Genomic DNA, 16,808 nt, shown 5'->3' with positions numbered 1-16,808 from the left:
TATGTGCTGGCGGCTTTTTTATGTATGGCGCCCTTGTTTCCTTTCAGATGTATGATTTTCAGCATTGTGGAAAAATTATACACAACAAGTCAAGTGGAGGCGACAACATGGAACAAGAACATAAAGGAATGGAACAGGCAAAATCGTTATGGCTGGCCGGCAGTCAGAAATATTCTTTCCCTGCTGTCAGTGAAGATCTCACAGCAGATGTGATCATTGTCGGCGGCGGTATTACCGGTATCGCTGCGGCGTTTGAAATGACAGAGCAAGGACTAGATGTGATCATCATTGATGCCGAACAATTGCTGCAAGGCACGACCGGACACACAACGGCTAAAATCACCTCACAGCATGATGTGTACTATTATGAGCTGATTCAACAAATTGGGATGCCAAAAGCACGTTTGTATGTAGAAGCAAATGAGAAAGCAAAAGACCTCATTCAAGCTCGTATCAAAGAGCACGACATTGATTGTCAGCTAGAGATAAAAGATGCTTACCTTTATACAAAGGAAGAAAGCGGTGTAAAAAAGTTAAAGAAGGAATTAGATGCCTACAAACAGCTTGGTATTGACCGGGAATGGAAAACAAAGCTTCCTTTTGACGCTGACATTAAAGCAGCCCTTGCGATGACCAATCAGGCACAGTTTCATCCCCTTCATTATCTCAATGCGCTAATCGACAAGCTCCTAGAGCGAGGTGTACGTATCTTTGAACAAACAACCGCTGTTGATGTAAAAGAAGGGAACCGCCCTGCTGTCGTCACAAAAAGCGGACATCATCTGACAGGGCGCTATGTCATTTCATGCTCACACTTTCCTTTTTATGATGGAAAAGGACTTTATTTCACCCGAATTCATCCAGAGCAATCCTATGTCGTAGCAGCTAGAACAACCAAACCACTCCCAGACGGAATGTACCTAGGAATTGACCAGCCTGCTCACTCTTTAAGAACGGCAGAATGGCACGGTGAAGAAGTAGTCCTCATCGGAGGAGAAGGCCATAAAACAGGACAAGGCGGAGATGAATCCGCTCACTATGAAGGACTAGAAACGTTTGGAGATGCCACCCTTGGAATAGAAGAAGTGCTGTATCGCTGGTCGACACACGATATGGTCACAATGGATCAAATCCCTTACATTGGCCGCCTGACCAAACACCACCAGAATATCTTTGTAGCAACCGGCTTTAGAAAATGGGGCATGACCACAAGCCACGTCGCAGCCACTCTTATCGGTGATTTAATTGAAGGAAAATCGAATCCATATGAATCAATCTTTACGCCATCAAGACCTGTTACTGACTCTTTCGTCAAAGATTTCGTTAAAGAAAATGCCAATGTCGCTGCCAAGCTGATCAGTGGTAAATTCAAACGAACTGATCAAACAATCGATGATTTAAAACCAGGCGAGGGCGGCATTATCTCGTATGAACATAAAAAGTGCGGCGCCTATAAATCAGAGGATGGGAATGTCTTTCTAGTCGATACAACGTGTACTCACCTAGGCTGTGAAGTGGCTTGGAATAATAGTGACCGCACTTGGGATTGCCCTTGTCACGGTTCACGTTTTTCCATTACTGGAGAAGTAGTAGAAGGCCCTGCTAAAAAACCACTAAAAAGGTCATATAAAGAACAGTGAAATTTCACTCGTCCCCCTTTAAAAAATCCAATATTATCCGATAAAAAACATAAAGTCTGATATTTTTGATGATTATGGGGGGACAAACACATTGTTATTTAAAAAAGAACCGAAAAGAAAAAACACTGCTTTTTTCACACAGCAGGATGATGGGATAAAACGAATCAACTTCTCGAACAATACGGACATCGCCAAACAAATCAAAATGATTGACCTGACGCAGCATGACCTATTGATATTAAAACAGCTCAATCCAATTGTTCAGAATGATATTGCACATATTGTTGATAAGTTTTATAAAAATTTAGAAGTCGAGTCTTCCTTGATGCATATCATTCAAGACAATAGTTCTGTCGATCGTTTGAAAAAAACACTCCGCATTCATATTAGTGAAATGTTTGCAGGTGTGATTGACGAAGCCTATGTGGCAAAACGCATTAAAATCGCGCAAGTTCATTTACGGATTGGGCTCCAGCCTAAATGGTACATGGCAGCATTCCAAGACCTTCTGCTATCCATTATGGATTTATTCGCTAACCATATCCAAGATTTCAAAGAATATCAGACAGCGGTCAAAGCGACGACGAAAATTTTAAATTTAGAGCAGCAGCTTGTCCTAGATACATTCCAAAATGAATATTCTAAAATTCGTGATGAAGCAGAAGAGCAGCAGCAGGAGCTTCATACAAAAATCACAGAGACTTCAAATTCACTTGCTTCGCTCTTCTCAAACACAACAAGTGCAGTCGACAAGCTTGTCTCAAAATCGGATGAGATGGCGGACATGTCACAAGCTGGAACACAAATTTCAGCCCAGGTCGAAGAAAAATCAATCGGCGGTAAAAAAGAATTAGAAATTCAGCAAACACAAATGAACCAAATTGATGGCAGCATGACAAAGATTGAAACAGAAATTAAACGCCTTGAAGAAATCGCCAAACAAATTGAACAAATCTTTGGGATTGTCACAGGCATTGCAGAGCAGACGAACTTGTTATCTTTAAATGCCTCAATCGAATCTGCACGAGCAGGTGAACACGGAAAAGGTTTTGCTGTCGTTGCAAACGAGGTACGCAAATTATCAGAGGACACCAAGAAAACGGTTTCAACTGTATCTGAACTTGTCAACAATACTAATTCACAAATCGCCATTGTTTCTCAGCACATTGCGGACGTGAATTTACTTGTGACAGACAGTAAAGAAAAAATGACACAAATCAATTCACTCTTTGATGATATCGTCAGCAGCATGAACTTAAGCAAAAACCAAAACGGAAAAATTGAAATTGACCTTCAGACCTTCCTAAACGAATTGAAGGAAGTCAAACAAACGGTGTCTCAAGTCGCAAGTTCTGTCGAATCCTTAACAAGCCTGACAAATCGCTAATACAGTCTTTTTTCTTCTGCTTTAGTATAATAGAAGAAAAGATAGAAAAGGCGGGATTTGATTGACAACAATTTGCCTAGTCAGACACGGGGAAACAGATTGGAATGCAGCGAAACGAATTCAAGGACGAACAGATATCCCTTTAAACGACACAGGGAAATGGCAGGCTGAACAAACTGGACTTTACTTAAAGGATGTCCATTGGGATGTTGTCATTTCCAGTCCACTAACAAGGGCAAAAGAAACGGCACACTTGATTTTAAATCATGTCCATGCCCCACTTGTCATCATGGATGATTTTATAGAACGAGATTATGGTGACGCTGAAGGCATGTCGTTTGAGGAGCGTCAAAAGCTGTTTCCAGATAAACAATATCCAAATATGGAACCAATTGAGACGATTCAAAACCGAATGCTAGAAGGTATTGAGAAAGTCAGAGCCGCCTATCCAGATCAACATGTCCTGATCGTGGCTCACGGCGCTGCTATCCATGCTTTACTCACCACTTTGGCTGATGAACATATGGGTTTACAGAACACGAGACTTGTTAATGCTTGCTTAAATTATGTGGAATGGTCAGATGGTAAATGGAAGGTCCGTGATTACAACGTGGTCAGCCATTTAACTCAATCCGCCCCTTCTTAAAGAGCCTGTTATCTTAGCAGGTTCTTTTTTATGGCAAAAACAATGATAAAATAATATTTTTTTATATCGAAATTCGAAATAGATGCTAGACGATTCTACCTATTTTATGGCTTTTCGGGTATCGAATATTTAACCGGAAATGGATCATGAGAAAAAAAGCACACTCCCTTTTTAATAGATCATCGCTGAAATGATAGAATAAACATATTTTACCACCAGTTCCAAGTGACTTAATTCCCCAATTTTCGCTAGGACTTTCACAAAAATTCGGGTCTACTCTTATTTGCCTACTTCCCTTAAACTGAATATACAGAATAATCAAACGGATCATTCTTATAGACTACGGATGATTATTCTGAAATAAGAAAAAGGGATGTGGAATGTGCGTGAAAAAGAAAAATGTGATGACAAGTGTTTTATTGGCTGTCCCTCTTCTGTTTTCAGCAGGGTTTGGAGGCTCTATGGCAAATGCCGAGACGGTCTCCAAAACAGATAGTGAAAAAAGCTATATTGTTGGTTTTAAAGCCTCTGCCACCACAAACAGCTCTAAGAAACAAGCTGTCATTCAAAATGGTGGAAAACTAGAAAAACAATACCGCCTCATTAATGCTGCACAAGTGAAAATGTCCGAACAAGCCGCCAAAAAACTTGAACATGACCCTAGCATTGCTTACGTAGAAGAAGACCATAAAGCAGAAGCATATGCACAAACCGTCCCTTATGGAATCCCTCAAATCAAAGCTCCAGCTGTACACGCTCAAGGTTATAAAGGTGATAATGTCAAAGTAGCTGTCCTTGATACTGGAATCCACGCTGCACACCCTGACTTAAATGTTGCAGGCGGTGCGAGCTTCGTCCCTTCAGAGCCAAATGCCACCCAAGACTTTCAATCACATGGAACTCACGTAGCTGGAACCATTGCTGCCCTTGATAACACAATTGGTGTTCTTGGGGTCGCTCCAAGCGCTTCCCTATATGCTGTGAAAGTATTAGACCGCAATGGCGACGGACAATACAGCTGGATTATTAGCGGTATTGAATGGGCTGTAGCCAATAACATGGATGTCATCAATATGAGTTTAGGCGGAGCAAGCGGTTCAACAGCACTTAAAAATGCCGTTGATACAGCAAACAGCCGCGGAGTCGTTGTTGTTGCCGCCGCAGGTAATTCAGGCTCTAGTGGCTCTAGAAGTACAGTTGGCTATCCAGCCAAATACGAGTCTACAATTGCTGTTGCCAATGTAAACAGTAACAATGTCAGAAACTCATCTTCTAGCGCAGGTCCTGAATTAGATGTTTCTGCACCTGGTACTTCTATTTTAAGTACAGTGCCAAGCAGTGGATACACTTCTTATACTGGTACATCTATGGCGTCTCCTCATGTAGCAGGAGCAGCAGCGCTTATTCTTTCTAAAAACCCGAACCTAACAAATTCACAGGTTCGCCAGCGCTTAGAAAATACAGCGACACCGCTTGGTGACTCATTCTATTATGGAAAAGGGTTAATCAACGTTCAAGCTGCTTCTAACTAACCAAGTGTGATAAAAAAATCCGGCTGATCCAGCCGGATTTTATTTATTACTGCTTTTTCGGCGTTTTCTCTTTTTCCGCCGCTTTTTCCATATCCATGATTCTCTCCATCATGGTTGGGTGTCCATAGCGGAAGATCTTCACTAAAAACGGTGGATTTACCTGGGACAGCCCTGATTTTGCAAGCTTTTGAAAAGACGTTACGCCTGCCTCCCCGTCTTTTGTCATGTTCACCGCATATTCGTCGGCTGCCCGTTCTTGATGCCTTGACACTGCATTTGTAAAAGGTGAAGCTGCAAATGACAGCATCGATACGATGATTAAAAGAAGCGGAAGAGCAGCAATGTCGTGTGACACCTTGAGACGAAATGTGGCTGCGCCTTTTTGATAAAGATAGAAATAAAGACGGTCGATCGCAAATAATCCGGCCAATGACAACACTAAATATCCTGCTAATCCAATATAGACATGTTTCATGACGTAATGTCCCATTTCATGCGCCATGATAAATAAAATTTCTTGGTCTTTCAGCTTTTGCAGTGTTGTATCCCATAAGACAATACGCTTATTTTCACCAATTCCTGTGACATAAGCGTTCATCGTATTCGTTTTCTCAGACATATTGACCTCATATACATGATCTGCCGGAATATGCGCTTTGTCTGCCAGCGTTAATATTTTCTTCTCTAGAGCTTGATCCTTTAGTGGATAAAAATTGTTATATAACGGATCAATGACGACCGGCTGTATAAAGAAGAGAAACAGCGTAACTGGGACTGTCAAACACCACGCATACAGCCACCAGCGTTTTCTTCTCTTTTGAATCAGCCAAAAGAACACAATAGCACAAAGGGCAAGGAGCGGATATTGAATCCAAAAATCCAGTGTTTGATCTTTCAACCAGCTTGCCGTACTTTGTGCAGATACTCCGTAGTGCAAAGACAGCTGATAGCCAATCCACTTAATTGGCAATGAAATGATCATTGTTAGAAGTGACAGCACAAACACATACACAAGTTTGCTTAAAAACTTGAAACGAGCTGCTGCCAGGCTCCAATCTGCTATTTTCCGTGAAAACCCTGAAATGAGCAAAAGGAAAAAGACATACCAATCTAATGGGATGGTTATGAAATACAGCAGATTCCGTATATTCGAGAAATTCTCGCTGATCACAAGCTCATGACTTGTCATAAAGGTATGCGGATCTGCACTTGTCCCTTTTACACTTTCAGGTACCGATGAATCCCCCATTAGAAACAGATACGAATAAATAAAAAGACCGTACAATATGTATGCTACCGTTGCAAGAGCCGTCCATTTACGTACTCGCACAGGTCAGCCTCCTTTCCATCCCTCTCTCTATTCTAGTCATGCATTTTTTCGTTTAGAACCTGTCTCATGTGGCTCCATCATAGCATGCCCCATCAGAAAAAGCTTTCGCGAAAAAAATGATTATGCGACTCAAAAATCGGAGAAGCTACATGTAAAACAGTAAGTTGGAGGATCAAAATGAAGAAAATCCTTGCAGGAGTTGTGATTTTTGGACTTTTATTAATTACCTTCTTTTATGTGTTCAGCCGGACGAGCGAAATCTTTGATGAGAATCGAGCTGAAAAATTGCTGCTCTCACCTGCGAATGAATCCATCTCTTATGAAATAGATGATAAGGACACAGTAGAAGATTTAATCGAAGAATTAAATAAAGGCAAACAAACAAGCAATCATCTCAAGAAAAATTTAAAAAAGCCCGATTATATCGCCAAGGTGATGTTCGGACGAACAAACGGCACCACCTTCCAGCTTTGGACCAACCGATCACAGGTCGTTTTTTTAGTTGATGGAACGTTTTATGAACTGAATCAAAAACAGTCGAATTCTTTTCAGAGACAGTTAAAAGAAGCCATTCAAAAGAGCTAAAATGATCTTTGAGAGAAAACTTTGAATTGCGAGGATTTGTCTACATGCGAAGGGAGTCTCTTCATCAGAGACCCCCTTTTTTTATTTACTTTCTTCTGCTTGATACTTTTCTCTTAGCGCTCTTCTTAAAATTTTACCTGTTGTGTTTTTAGGAATATCATCTATGAAATGGATCGTTTGGGGCTGCTTATATTTTGCTAAATAGCGTGAACAATGTGTGATGATGTCTTCTTGATTGATGTGAGCATGTTTCTTAGGGGAAATGTAACAGACGACTGCCTCTCCCGTGTTCGGATCTGGCACACCGATGACAACGGCTTCTGCTACAGCTTCATGTTGATAGAGTACTTCTTCTACTTCTCTTGGATAAACATTATAACCGCCAACAAGAATCATATCCTTTTTCCGATCGACAATATAAATATATCCTTCTTCATCTCTTCTCGCCAAATCGCCAGTATACAGCCAGCCGTCTCTTAGTGCAGCTTCTGTATCTTCTGGCATTTGATAATAGCCTTTCATGATGTTTGGCCCTTTTGCTATCAGCTCTCCGACTTCATTTGGACCGACTTCTTCTCCTAGTTCATTCACAATTTTATTCTTCACATTCATAATGTCAGTCCCGACAGAACCTGGTTTTCTTTTTCCGTCAAGAGGATTGAATGCAGTCACTGGAGATGCCTCTGATAGCCCATAGCCCTCAAGGACCGTAACACCGAATTTTTTCTCAAAGCCATGGAGTAAGGCAACAGGCATTGAGGCACCACCTGATATACAGATCCTCACGGATGACATCGCTTCCTCATGCCCCTCCTGGCGGTACAAATAGTTATACATGGTGGGCACTCCAACAAATAGCGTTGGCTTCTCTTTTTCCATCATGCGCAAAAGCTCTGACGGGCTGAAATGCGGCAAGACATAAATCGTCGCACCATGAATCAACGGTGCATTCATACAGACTGTTAAACAAAATACATGGAACATTGGTAAAGCGGCAATAACCTTGTCCTTTTTATCAATCGATAAATACTCAGCGACATCTCTGGCATTTGAATAAAGGTTGAAATGAGTCAGCATGGCACCTTTTGGTTTTCCTGTCGTGCCAGATGTAAATAAAATAACAGCAGTATCATCTGGCTGAATGGAAGGATGTACGTTTTCATTCGCAGCACCTGACACAAGTTTTCCAAAGAAAACAAGTCGATCAGATACTTCCTTGAAGCTTGATCTGCACGCCGATTCATTTTCTGCACAAATAATGACTCTTTCAATGGACGGAAGCTGCTCATACACCTGCTCGTAAACTGGCAGAAGCTGTTCAGGCGCCACAATACCTTTCACATCGCCTGTGATGAGCATATATCCAATTTCACTAGGTGTATACGTTGGGTTAATAGGTACAACGACAAGCCCTGCCTTTAATGCGCCAAAAAAAGAAATGACAAAATGCGGTGAATTTCCTAAAATAAGCGCGATATGATCCCCAGCTTGAAACCCTTCGTTGACTAATCCATCTGCAAAACGCTCGATACTTGTCATCAGCTCTCGATAGGTCCACTTCTTTCCTTCAAAGATCAGTGCGATATTTTCTCCCTTCGTCATCGCCGTCTGCTGAAGATTTTTGATCAAATCCATTCTCCCACCCCTTACATGTCATCAATGAATGAATGACCATTCATTTTATGGCCGAACATTCCTCCTTTCTATTATAATAGACAATCGAAAAAATCCACAAGATCAAATGTAAATCGCTTTCATTTCCTTCAATCAAAAAAGCACTGCTATCTCTAGCCGTGCTTTCCCGCAATTAATAAATCAAATCAAGAAAATCCTCTTTTGATACGTTGCCGAAATAGTGGCGCATATCCATATCTTCTAAGACATCACTGATCGTTTTACGATCATATTGCTGTCCGATGAGCCGCTTCTCAATATCGGCAATATCCCCTACGCCAAAGAAATCACCAAAGATTTTGCAATCCTGGATCATCCCTTTTTTCACTTCTAATCGCAAATCAATGGAGCCTGCAGGGAATCTCTTAGAATGCTGCAAATTAAATTTCGGTGAACGGCCGTAGTTCCATTCCCATTTTTGATAGCGATCTCGAGAAATTTCGTGAATCTTTTCCCAATCCTTTTCAGTCAGGCGATATTGAGGCACGTCCCCATTTGTATCAAAAATGTAGCTTAAAAGAATTTTTCTAAATTCTTCTGTTGTCATTTTTTGATCCATCAGTTCACTAATATTGGCAACCCTGCTTCTAATCGATTTGATGCCTTTTGATTCAATTTTTTCTTTTTTCACATTTAAAGCCGAAACGACATGCTCAATTTCTGAATCAAATAGAAGTGTGCCATGACTGAAAATACGTCCTCTTGTTGCGAACTGGGCATTTCCAGAAATTTTGCGTCCATCTGCCATGATGTCATTTCTGCCGCTCAATTCAGCTTTAACGCCCAGCTTTTCAAGCGCTTTGATGACTGGCTCTGTGAACTTTTTAAAGTTATGGAAGCTGTCTCCATCATCTTTTGTGATAAAGCTGAAGTTTAAGTTCCCTTTGTCATGGTAAACTGCACCACCGCCGGATAAGCGGCGTACGACTTTGATTCCGTTGTCTTCCACATACTTTGTGTTGATTTCTTCTATTGTATTTTGGTTCTTTCCGATAATGATCGACGGCTGATTAATGTAAAACAGCAAATACGTTTCTTCTGGATCTAAATATTTTAAGCAATATTCTTCAATTGCCAAATTAATCATTGGATCATAATGTTGTTCGTTATCGATAAACAGCATCTCTATCTTCCTTCCTTGTTCCATCTAAGCCCTGAATGGGCAAGCTGTATACTGCCAGTATATAACGCCTGTGCTTCATTGACTAGGTCTTTATGACGGCCAAAATGGGGCAGATGGGTGATGATGAGTTCCCCAACATTTGCTTCCTTTGCAATCTTCCCTACTTCCGTACTGTTCATATGTCCAGCACCTGATCCATCTTGTCCAGCGTAAAAATTGCTTTCGGCAATGAGCAGATCTGCCCCCTTGCTAAATGGAATAAATGCCTCCTGATAGCTTGAGTCTGCTGTATACACGACCACAGCATCTTCTGCCTGAATTCTCATCGCATAGCATTCTGCTGGATGAACCGTTTTCAAAAAATCAATTTGAAAGGGTCCGAGTTGAATCCCTTCTTCCGGCTGATAAGGCTTTGCCTTTGTATGTACATCATCAGAAAGCCGTCCAAATGCTTCTTGATCACCAGTATGTCCATAGATCGGAAGCGGGCCGCTGCTTTTTCCTAAATGATATCCCACTAGCTTCGCATATTGGAGTGGTCCGATATCTGCAATATGATCGTGGTGATAATGAGAAAGGAGAACAGCATCTAGTTCTTCTATATCAATGTATTGCTGAAGCTTTGAAAGAACACCGCTTCCGCAGTCTATAAGTAGCCTGAAGCCATTTGATTCAAAAAGGTAGCCTGATGTCGCTTCACCAGCTGCCGGAAACCCTCCATAGCATCCAATTACGGTTAATTTCATCGTCATTTTTCCCTCCTTTTCTAAAAATCCCCTTCTTACAATATACCCATTTTTCATGAAAAAAGCATTCTTCCTGCCTATTGTTACAAAACAGATTGACAATTATTAATCTGTTATAATACAATAATAGCAACAAAACGTATAGGAGGATGACAAATGCTAGGAAAAATCACAGAGTTTTTTAGAAATTTGCCCTCAAAAAAATGCACAAAATGTGGAAATGATTTAATGGAACAGCACGAGTGTTATGGGAATGAATGTGAGGAATGCTCACAAGTAAGTTATCTTAAATAAGGAAATAAATTGAATAAAAAAGCACTTTTTTCCTCCTTCGTCAGTTGGAGTCAAAAGTGCTTTTTATTTTTTCTGAAAAATAGGTAAAAAGGTAAAACCCCTGTCACAAAAGGGTTTTTTAGTATTTTCATATGATGAGTTTTAGTTCTGAAGACACTTTTTATTGACTCGAAGCAATGAAGGGGGTTCTAAATGTCTATTTTTTCTAACAATTTTGTATTTTCTTAATATAATTTTATCGTGGACGAACCTCTTTAATTTTAGTTATACTTTAATTAATATATTAAAACTTAATATGATGGGAATATTCCTTTAATGAATATGTTAGGGAGGAAATCTATGAAAAAATTAAAATTTGGATTGGCTACTCAAATCCTAATCGGTCTTATTCTCGGTGTCGTTGTTGGGGCAATCTTTTTCGGTAACCCAGGTGTCGAGACATACTTAAAACCAATTGGAGACTTCTTCTTAAGACTCATCAAGATGATTGTCATACCAATTGTCGTATCCAGCTTAATTTTAGGTGTTGCAGGTGCGGGTGATGGTAAAAAAGTAGGGAAACTAGGTTTTAGAACCATTCTTTATTTTGAAATTATCACAACATTTGCGATTGTCCTTGGTCTTGTCCTTGCAAACTTTGTACAACCTGGTGCAGGCGTTGACTTTGGACATGCAGAAAAACAAGATATTAGCCAGTATGTTGAAACGGAAAAAGAGCAAAGCAGCAAATCAGTTGCTGATACGTTCCTTCATATCGTTCCAACGAACTTCTTCCAATCATTGGCGGAAGGTGATTTGCTTGCGATTATTTTCTTCACTGTGCTATTTGCACTTGGCGTTTCAGCGATTGGGGAACGCGGTAAACCAGTGCTCGCCTTCTTCGAGGGTGTATCACATGCCATGTTCCATGTCGTCAATGTTGTGATGAAAGCTGCACCATTTGGTGTATTTGCACTCATTGGTGTGACCGTATCAAAATTTGGTCTTGAATCTCTTATTTCATTAGGTAAGCTTGTAGGTCTTGTTTATTTTGCGCTCGCTCTCTTCCTTATCGTTGTATTCGGAATTATCGGAAAGATGATTGGCGTCAATATTTTCAGATTTCTTGCTTACATGAAAGACGAAATGCTTCTTGCCTTTAGTACATCCAGCTCTGAAACAGTTTTACCAAGAGTCATGGATAAAATGGAGCGCATCGGATGTCCAAAAGGCATTGTTTCGTTCGTTATCCCAATCGGTTATACATTTAATCTGGACGGCTCCGTCTTGTATCAAGCCATTGCTGCACTTTTCCTTGCACAGGTATATGGCATTGACCTTACGATCGTCCAGCAGCTTACACTAGTTCTTGTGCTGATGGTTACATCTAAAGGAATGGCTGCCGTTCCTGGTACTTCATTTGTTGTATTACTCGCGACATTAGGAACGATCGGTGTACCTGCTGAAGGTCTTGCATTTATTGCAGGTGTGGACCGTATCATGGATATGGCGCGGACAGTTGTAAACTTAACAGGAAATGCACTTGCAGCTGTTGTCATGTCTAAATGGGAAGGGCAGTATGACCCTGAAAAAGGACATCGTGTGATGACTGGACAAGAGGCACCTGAGCCAACACAGCTTTCAAGCTAATCAAAAAGAACCCCATCTATCAGGGGTTCTTTTTTTATGCTGTGATTAATGGTGATTGAACATAGTAGTAAAGGAGATCCGCTGTATGGATAAGTGAATCTTCATGTGTTCTTTCAAAAGCATGCGAGGAGTCTATACCAGGACCAATCAGTCCATGAATGATATCATGCCCTGCTCTAATGGCTGCTGATGCATCAGAGCCATAATAAGGGTAAATATCAAGGCGGTAATCAATGTTGTTCTCTTCTGCTAATGCAGCTAAATGCTTGCGTAATCCATAGTGATAAGGGCCGCTCGAATCCTTTACACAAATCGATACACTATATTCATCTGTTGATTGACCGTCACCGATCGCACCCATATCTACAGCTAGATATTCCACTGTTTCTTCTGGAATATTCGAGTTGCCGCCGTAGCCAATCTCTTCATTATTGGAAATTAAGAAATGCGTCGTATGCGGCAATGTGATCTTTTCCTTTTGAATCCGGTGGATGAGACGCAAAAGCAGCGCAACACTTGCCTTATCATCAAGATGTCTTGATTTAATAAACCCTGAAGACGTCACTTCCACTCTCGGATCAAATGAAATAAAGTCCCCTACTTGAATGCCAAGTGCTTTGATATCGTCTGCATTTTTCACCTTTTCATCGAGACGAATCTCCATATTTTCTTGATTTCGTTTCGCTTTTCCAGCATCCGCATAGACGTGTACGGATGTTTGATGCATAAGAATGGTCCCTGTGTATGTATGGCCTGATGCTGTTTCAATTTCACAATATTCGCCTTCAATTGAGTTATATTGAAAGCCTCCAATGAGTGCAAGACGAAGCCGTCCATTTGATTTAATTTCCTTAACCATCGCACCGAGCGTATCAACATGAGCTGTCAGCATGCGGTGTTCTTTGTCATCTGTCCCTTTGATGGTGGCAATTAATCCGCCTTTTCGATTTCGTTTTGTCTCAATATTCAAATCTTGTAAAAAACGTTCAACAAAGCCGATCACTTTTTCTGTATTGCCTGATGGACTTGGAATTGATACGAGCTTTTGAATCAGCTGAACGGTTTCGTTTACTTCAGTTGTCATTCGGCATTTCCTCCTTTGTCTGAAAGCAATTCCTTCCATGTATGCCTTTTTCAGCATCTCTTCTTAAAATATATCGCTTCAGGTTCGAGATGTCTAATTTCAAATGAAAAATCCTTCCTCTATAAAGAGAAAGGATTCCATAGATTAAGCTTCGTCCTGTTTCATTTTTCTTACGTTCCAAGCAAAGTATGCTGTTGTTGCTGCCATCATGATGATCGCAACTGTTCCAAGGATCGCTGCTTGGTGCCATAAATAGCTGTCATCACCGCTTGCAATGATCGTTCTAAATCCGTTGATGGTATACGTCATTGGAAGCAGACTATGAATGACTTGGAAGAATTTCGGCACAAGCTCAAGCGGGAATGTACCAGCACTTGCTGCGAGCTGAAGAACCAAGATAATAACGGCAATGAAGCGTCCTGGGTTCCCCATAGTTGTCGCCAGCAGCTGAATGATCGCTAAGAATGTCAGACTGACGATAATCGCAAAGAGATAGAAGCGCCAGAGGCTTTCCACCTCAAGACCAAGCCCAAAGATGAGCATGGAGCTTGCAATAACTGCTTGCAGGATACCGACAAAGAGGAGCACACTATATTTGCTGAAAAACCATTCAAACGCATTTCTAGGGCGTCCAGCAGGGTCTTTCATTGGGAATACAACAGTGAGCATGAGAGCCCCTACAAAGAGTCCCATCGATAAAATATAAGGTGTGAGCCCTGTACCATAATTATCGATCTTTTTCGCTGTATCATTTTCTGTTTTCACGGGACTGGCAATCATATTGTAATTGTCTTGACCCGCATCAATTTCTCCTGTTTCATCTGCGGCACTTTTTAATTTATCGGACAGCTTACCTGTACCGCTCTTTAAATCTCCCAATCCTTTATCGAGTGATTTTGAGCCTTCAGCAAGCTTAGATGTGTTGCTTTGGATATTCGTTGAACCACTTTCCAGCTTATTTAACGCTGCACTAAGCTGGCTTGAACCATTCGCAAGCTTATCTGCACCGCTTTTCGCTGTATCAAGCTTTCCATTTGCTGTTTGCAGACCATCTTGTAATTGGCCTTGACCTGTTTGGAGCTTCAGTGCACCTTGATACAATTTATTCGTACCTGATGTCATTTGATCAATTGCATTTTGTATCGCGACTGTAGACGTGTACAGCTGTTCCGTTTTCTTTGGCAGCTGTTTGACTTGCTGCAGCTGAGCTTTTGCAGAAGCAACCGCAGATTGAACCTCACTAGCATCAGGCAGTTCCTGCAAGGCCGCTAAGCTTTGTTCAAGTCCAGACAGATCAGGCAGTTCGATTTTAGGCAGACTGTCAAGCTGATCCATTGCCGCCTTTTTCTCTTCATCTGTCATTGAGCTGTTTTGGATGATGCTTTTTACTTTAGCATCTCGATTCGATAACGCTTCTTTTAATGAAGCCAGTTTTGTACTAAACGTTTTTGCGTCTTTTTTCACCTGATCAAGTTTAGGCGCCATCTTTTCAAGATTCGCTAATTCTGGTGACGACAAGACTTTTTCTACTGCTTCAATTTTTTCTGAAAAAGATTGTGCTTTGTTGTTTAGTTGCTCAATACCCGCTGTAAATTGCGGCATTTTAGAAGCGAGCTGCTGATGACCTTCGCGGCTTGTGTTTAGCCCTTCAGTCAATGTATCAATCCCTGTACCAAGCTCTCCAAATTTCTGATCGATGGTTTGATAGCCTGTTAAGAGCTGGCCAAGACCGCTGTCAAGAGATTGTATCCCTGTGTTCAGTTCACCCATTTTACCAGCAAACTGATGAACACCTTCGCTATAGGTTAACGTTCCTTCAGCCAATTTTGCTAGATTTTCTTTTAACTTGTTACTGCCATCTTTTGCATCTTTTGTTCCGTCATCAATTTTCTTCGCACCATCGCTTGCTTGATCTAAGCCTTTTGCAATCGTTTTGAAGTTATCAAAAATGACCTCTGCGTAATTTTTTGTGACTTCCTTTGAAACCGAATCTTTTAATTTGATAATGGCATTATTCGCAATTTGTGACGCCGCATAGTTGGCGCCTGGATTCGTATAATATTTCAGATTCGATTTTTTCGGATGTTTATCAAGGACTGTACTTGCATTTTTCGAGAAATCCTTTGGTATTTCCACGACGAGATAATAATCCTCGTTATTTAATCCCTTCAAGGCTTTTTCTTCACTATCGACAAAGTTCCATTTGAAATTATCATTTTTCTTTAATTCCTTCACTAAATCATCGCCGACATGCAGTGTTTTTCCGTCATAATGACTGCCTTCGTCCAAGTTGACAACTGCTACAGGCAATTGATCAACTGTACCATATGGATCCCAGTACGCTTTTAAAAACACGCCGCTGTAAATCAGCGGAATAAATAAGACAGCGAAAATCGGGATCAGTAGTTTTTTGCTCGTCACAATGTCTTTCCATTGATTCCGAATTAAATTCATTGCTGTTTTCCTCCCATAGATGAATGACTAAATTTAGAATTTGGTCATTTGAACTTAAAAAAAATTATCTTGCTGCTAAAAGTCCTTTGAGTACATAAAGCTCCAGCGACTCGGCCACCTCTTCTTTTGTTAAAGGCTCGTATCGCTTTTCCCAATCAAAAATAAGTGCAATATATAGTTTCACCATCACAAATGCAGTCAATTCAGGATCACATGGCTTAATATCGCCTTTATCAATCGCTTCTTTTACTTTCGTTTTAATATAGCGAATGATCATTTGCTCCATCTTCTCAATCATTTCCTTGACCGCTGACGTGCCAAGCTTCGCATTTTCCTGAAAGATTTTGATTGTGAGCTGGTGATTTTTTCGAAATTCCAATATTGCAAAGAGTGCTAAATGAAGGTTTTCAGAGAAACTTTTCTCCTCATCCATTGCTTCATCCGCAATTTTCCTCATCTCACTTAAAAGGGATGTAAAAATTTCATCGAACAGCTCTTCTTTGTTTTTGAAAAAGGTATAAATGGTTCCTTTTCCGACGTTGGCAAGCTTCGCCACAAGGTCCATTGTGGTGGCTTTATACCCGAATTGAGTAAATGCCTTCGTAGCCCCGTCTAAAATCATTTGTCTCCTATCAACACTCATGATCTCACTCCCAAAATGACTATTTGAACGTTTTGGTCATT

At 40.8% G+C, this 16,808-nt stretch carries 14 protein-coding genes and 1 pseudogene; 8 read left to right on the top strand and 7 right to left on the bottom strand.

What is annotated here, in order from left to right:
* The first annotated feature begins 107 nt into the window (after positions 1-107).
* The 5 genes and pseudogenes from NSQ76_RS05685 to NSQ76_RS05670 all read left to right on the top strand — a co-directional run bounded on the left by NSQ76_RS05685 (position 108) and on the right by NSQ76_RS05670 (position 5,205).
* Entirely contained in the window at positions 108-1,640 is a 1,533-nt protein-coding gene (locus tag NSQ76_RS05685) for an FAD-dependent oxidoreductase (protein ID WP_341052926.1), read from the top strand.
* A 91-nt stretch (positions 1,641-1,731) separates the two neighbouring features.
* Positions 1,732-2,271: pseudogene (locus tag NSQ76_RS20940) on the top strand (protoglobin family protein); the annotation flags it as partial.
* Positions 2,272-2,415: 144 nt separating this feature from the next.
* Complete coding sequence (locus NSQ76_RS20935; protein WP_404841197.1) at positions 2,416-3,027, top strand: methyl-accepting chemotaxis protein; 612 nt, start codon at positions 2,416-2,418, stop codon at positions 3,025-3,027.
* Positions 3,028-3,088: 61 nt separating this feature from the next.
* The gene (locus NSQ76_RS05675; protein ID WP_024426547.1) at positions 3,089-3,673 is read left to right on the top strand and encodes a histidine phosphatase family protein; all 585 of its coding nucleotides are present in this window, start codon (positions 3,089-3,091) and stop codon (positions 3,671-3,673) included.
* Positions 3,674-4,059: 386 nt separating this feature from the next.
* Complete coding sequence (locus NSQ76_RS05670) at positions 4,060-5,205, top strand: serine alkaline protease SapB (RefSeq protein ID WP_341052922.1); 1,146 nt, start codon at positions 4,060-4,062, stop codon at positions 5,203-5,205.
* A gap of 46 nt (positions 5,206-5,251) precedes the next feature.
* Here NSQ76_RS05670 and NSQ76_RS05665 read toward each other — a convergent pair whose 3' ends face one another.
* Positions 5,252-6,535: a M48 family metallopeptidase gene (locus NSQ76_RS05665; protein ID WP_341052920.1), complete on the bottom strand. Its 1,284-nt coding sequence runs from the start codon at positions 6,533-6,535 to the stop codon at positions 5,252-5,254.
* Between the two features lie 177 nt (positions 6,536-6,712).
* On the opposite strand from NSQ76_RS05665, the gene NSQ76_RS05660 reads away from it, so the two are divergent.
* Complete coding sequence (locus NSQ76_RS05660) at positions 6,713-7,120, top strand: hypothetical protein (RefSeq protein WP_024426550.1); 408 nt, start codon at positions 6,713-6,715, stop codon at positions 7,118-7,120.
* An 81-nt stretch (positions 7,121-7,201) separates the two neighbouring features.
* On the opposite strand, the gene NSQ76_RS05655 is transcribed toward NSQ76_RS05660, so the two are convergent.
* The 3 genes from NSQ76_RS05655 to NSQ76_RS05645 form a co-directional block, all read right to left on the bottom strand.
* Positions 7,202-8,755, bottom strand: a complete 1,554-nt coding sequence (locus NSQ76_RS05655) for a fatty acid--CoA ligase family protein (protein WP_025093351.1) — start codon at positions 8,753-8,755, stop codon at positions 7,202-7,204.
* Positions 8,756-8,927: 172 nt separating this feature from the next.
* Entirely contained in the window at positions 8,928-9,917 is a 990-nt protein-coding gene (locus NSQ76_RS05650; protein ID WP_024425472.1) for a lipoate--protein ligase, read from the bottom strand.
* A gap of 2 nt (positions 9,918-9,919) precedes the next feature.
* Positions 9,920-10,663: an MBL fold metallo-hydrolase gene (locus tag NSQ76_RS05645; RefSeq protein WP_172881705.1), complete on the bottom strand. Its 744-nt coding sequence runs from the start codon at positions 10,661-10,663 to the stop codon at positions 9,920-9,922.
* 156 nt (positions 10,664-10,819) lie between these two features.
* Here NSQ76_RS05645 and yhfH point away from each other — a divergent pair, with 156 nt between their 5' ends.
* Complete coding sequence (yhfH, locus tag NSQ76_RS05640) at positions 10,820-10,957, top strand: protein YhfH (protein WP_008359029.1); 138 nt, start codon at positions 10,820-10,822, stop codon at positions 10,955-10,957.
* Between the two features lie 339 nt (positions 10,958-11,296).
* Positions 11,297-12,586 (top strand): cation:dicarboxylate symporter family transporter, encoded by a 1,290-nt coding sequence (locus NSQ76_RS05635; protein WP_024425470.1) that lies wholly within the window; start codon positions 11,297-11,299, stop codon positions 12,584-12,586.
* Positions 12,587-12,620: 34 nt separating this feature from the next.
* On the opposite strand, the gene NSQ76_RS05630 is transcribed toward NSQ76_RS05635, so the two are convergent.
* The 3 genes from NSQ76_RS05630 to NSQ76_RS05620 all read right to left on the bottom strand — a co-directional run bounded on the left by NSQ76_RS05630 (position 12,621) and on the right by NSQ76_RS05620 (position 16,767).
* Positions 12,621-13,670 carry a M42 family metallopeptidase gene (locus tag NSQ76_RS05630; protein ID WP_025093349.1) on the bottom strand — a complete coding sequence of 350 codons (1,050 nt, stop codon included), beginning with the start codon at positions 13,668-13,670 and terminating at the stop codon, positions 12,621-12,623.
* 144 nt (positions 13,671-13,814) lie between these two features.
* Positions 13,815-16,124, bottom strand: a complete 2,310-nt coding sequence (locus NSQ76_RS05625) for a YhgE/Pip domain-containing protein (protein ID WP_120207470.1) — start codon at positions 16,122-16,124, stop codon at positions 13,815-13,817.
* Positions 16,125-16,188: 64 nt separating this feature from the next.
* Positions 16,189-16,767: a TetR/AcrR family transcriptional regulator gene (locus NSQ76_RS05620; protein WP_024426555.1), complete on the bottom strand. Its 579-nt coding sequence runs from the start codon at positions 16,765-16,767 to the stop codon at positions 16,189-16,191.
* Positions 16,768-16,808 lie beyond the last annotated feature (41 nt).

It is taken from the genome of Bacillus sp. FSL M8-0256 (assembly GCF_038005765.1).
Lineage (GTDB): Bacteria > Bacillota > Bacilli > Bacillales > Bacillaceae > Bacillus > Bacillus safensis.
The sequence above is the reverse complement of the archived record's forward strand: the minus strand, read 5'-3'. Positions and strand labels throughout refer to the sequence as shown.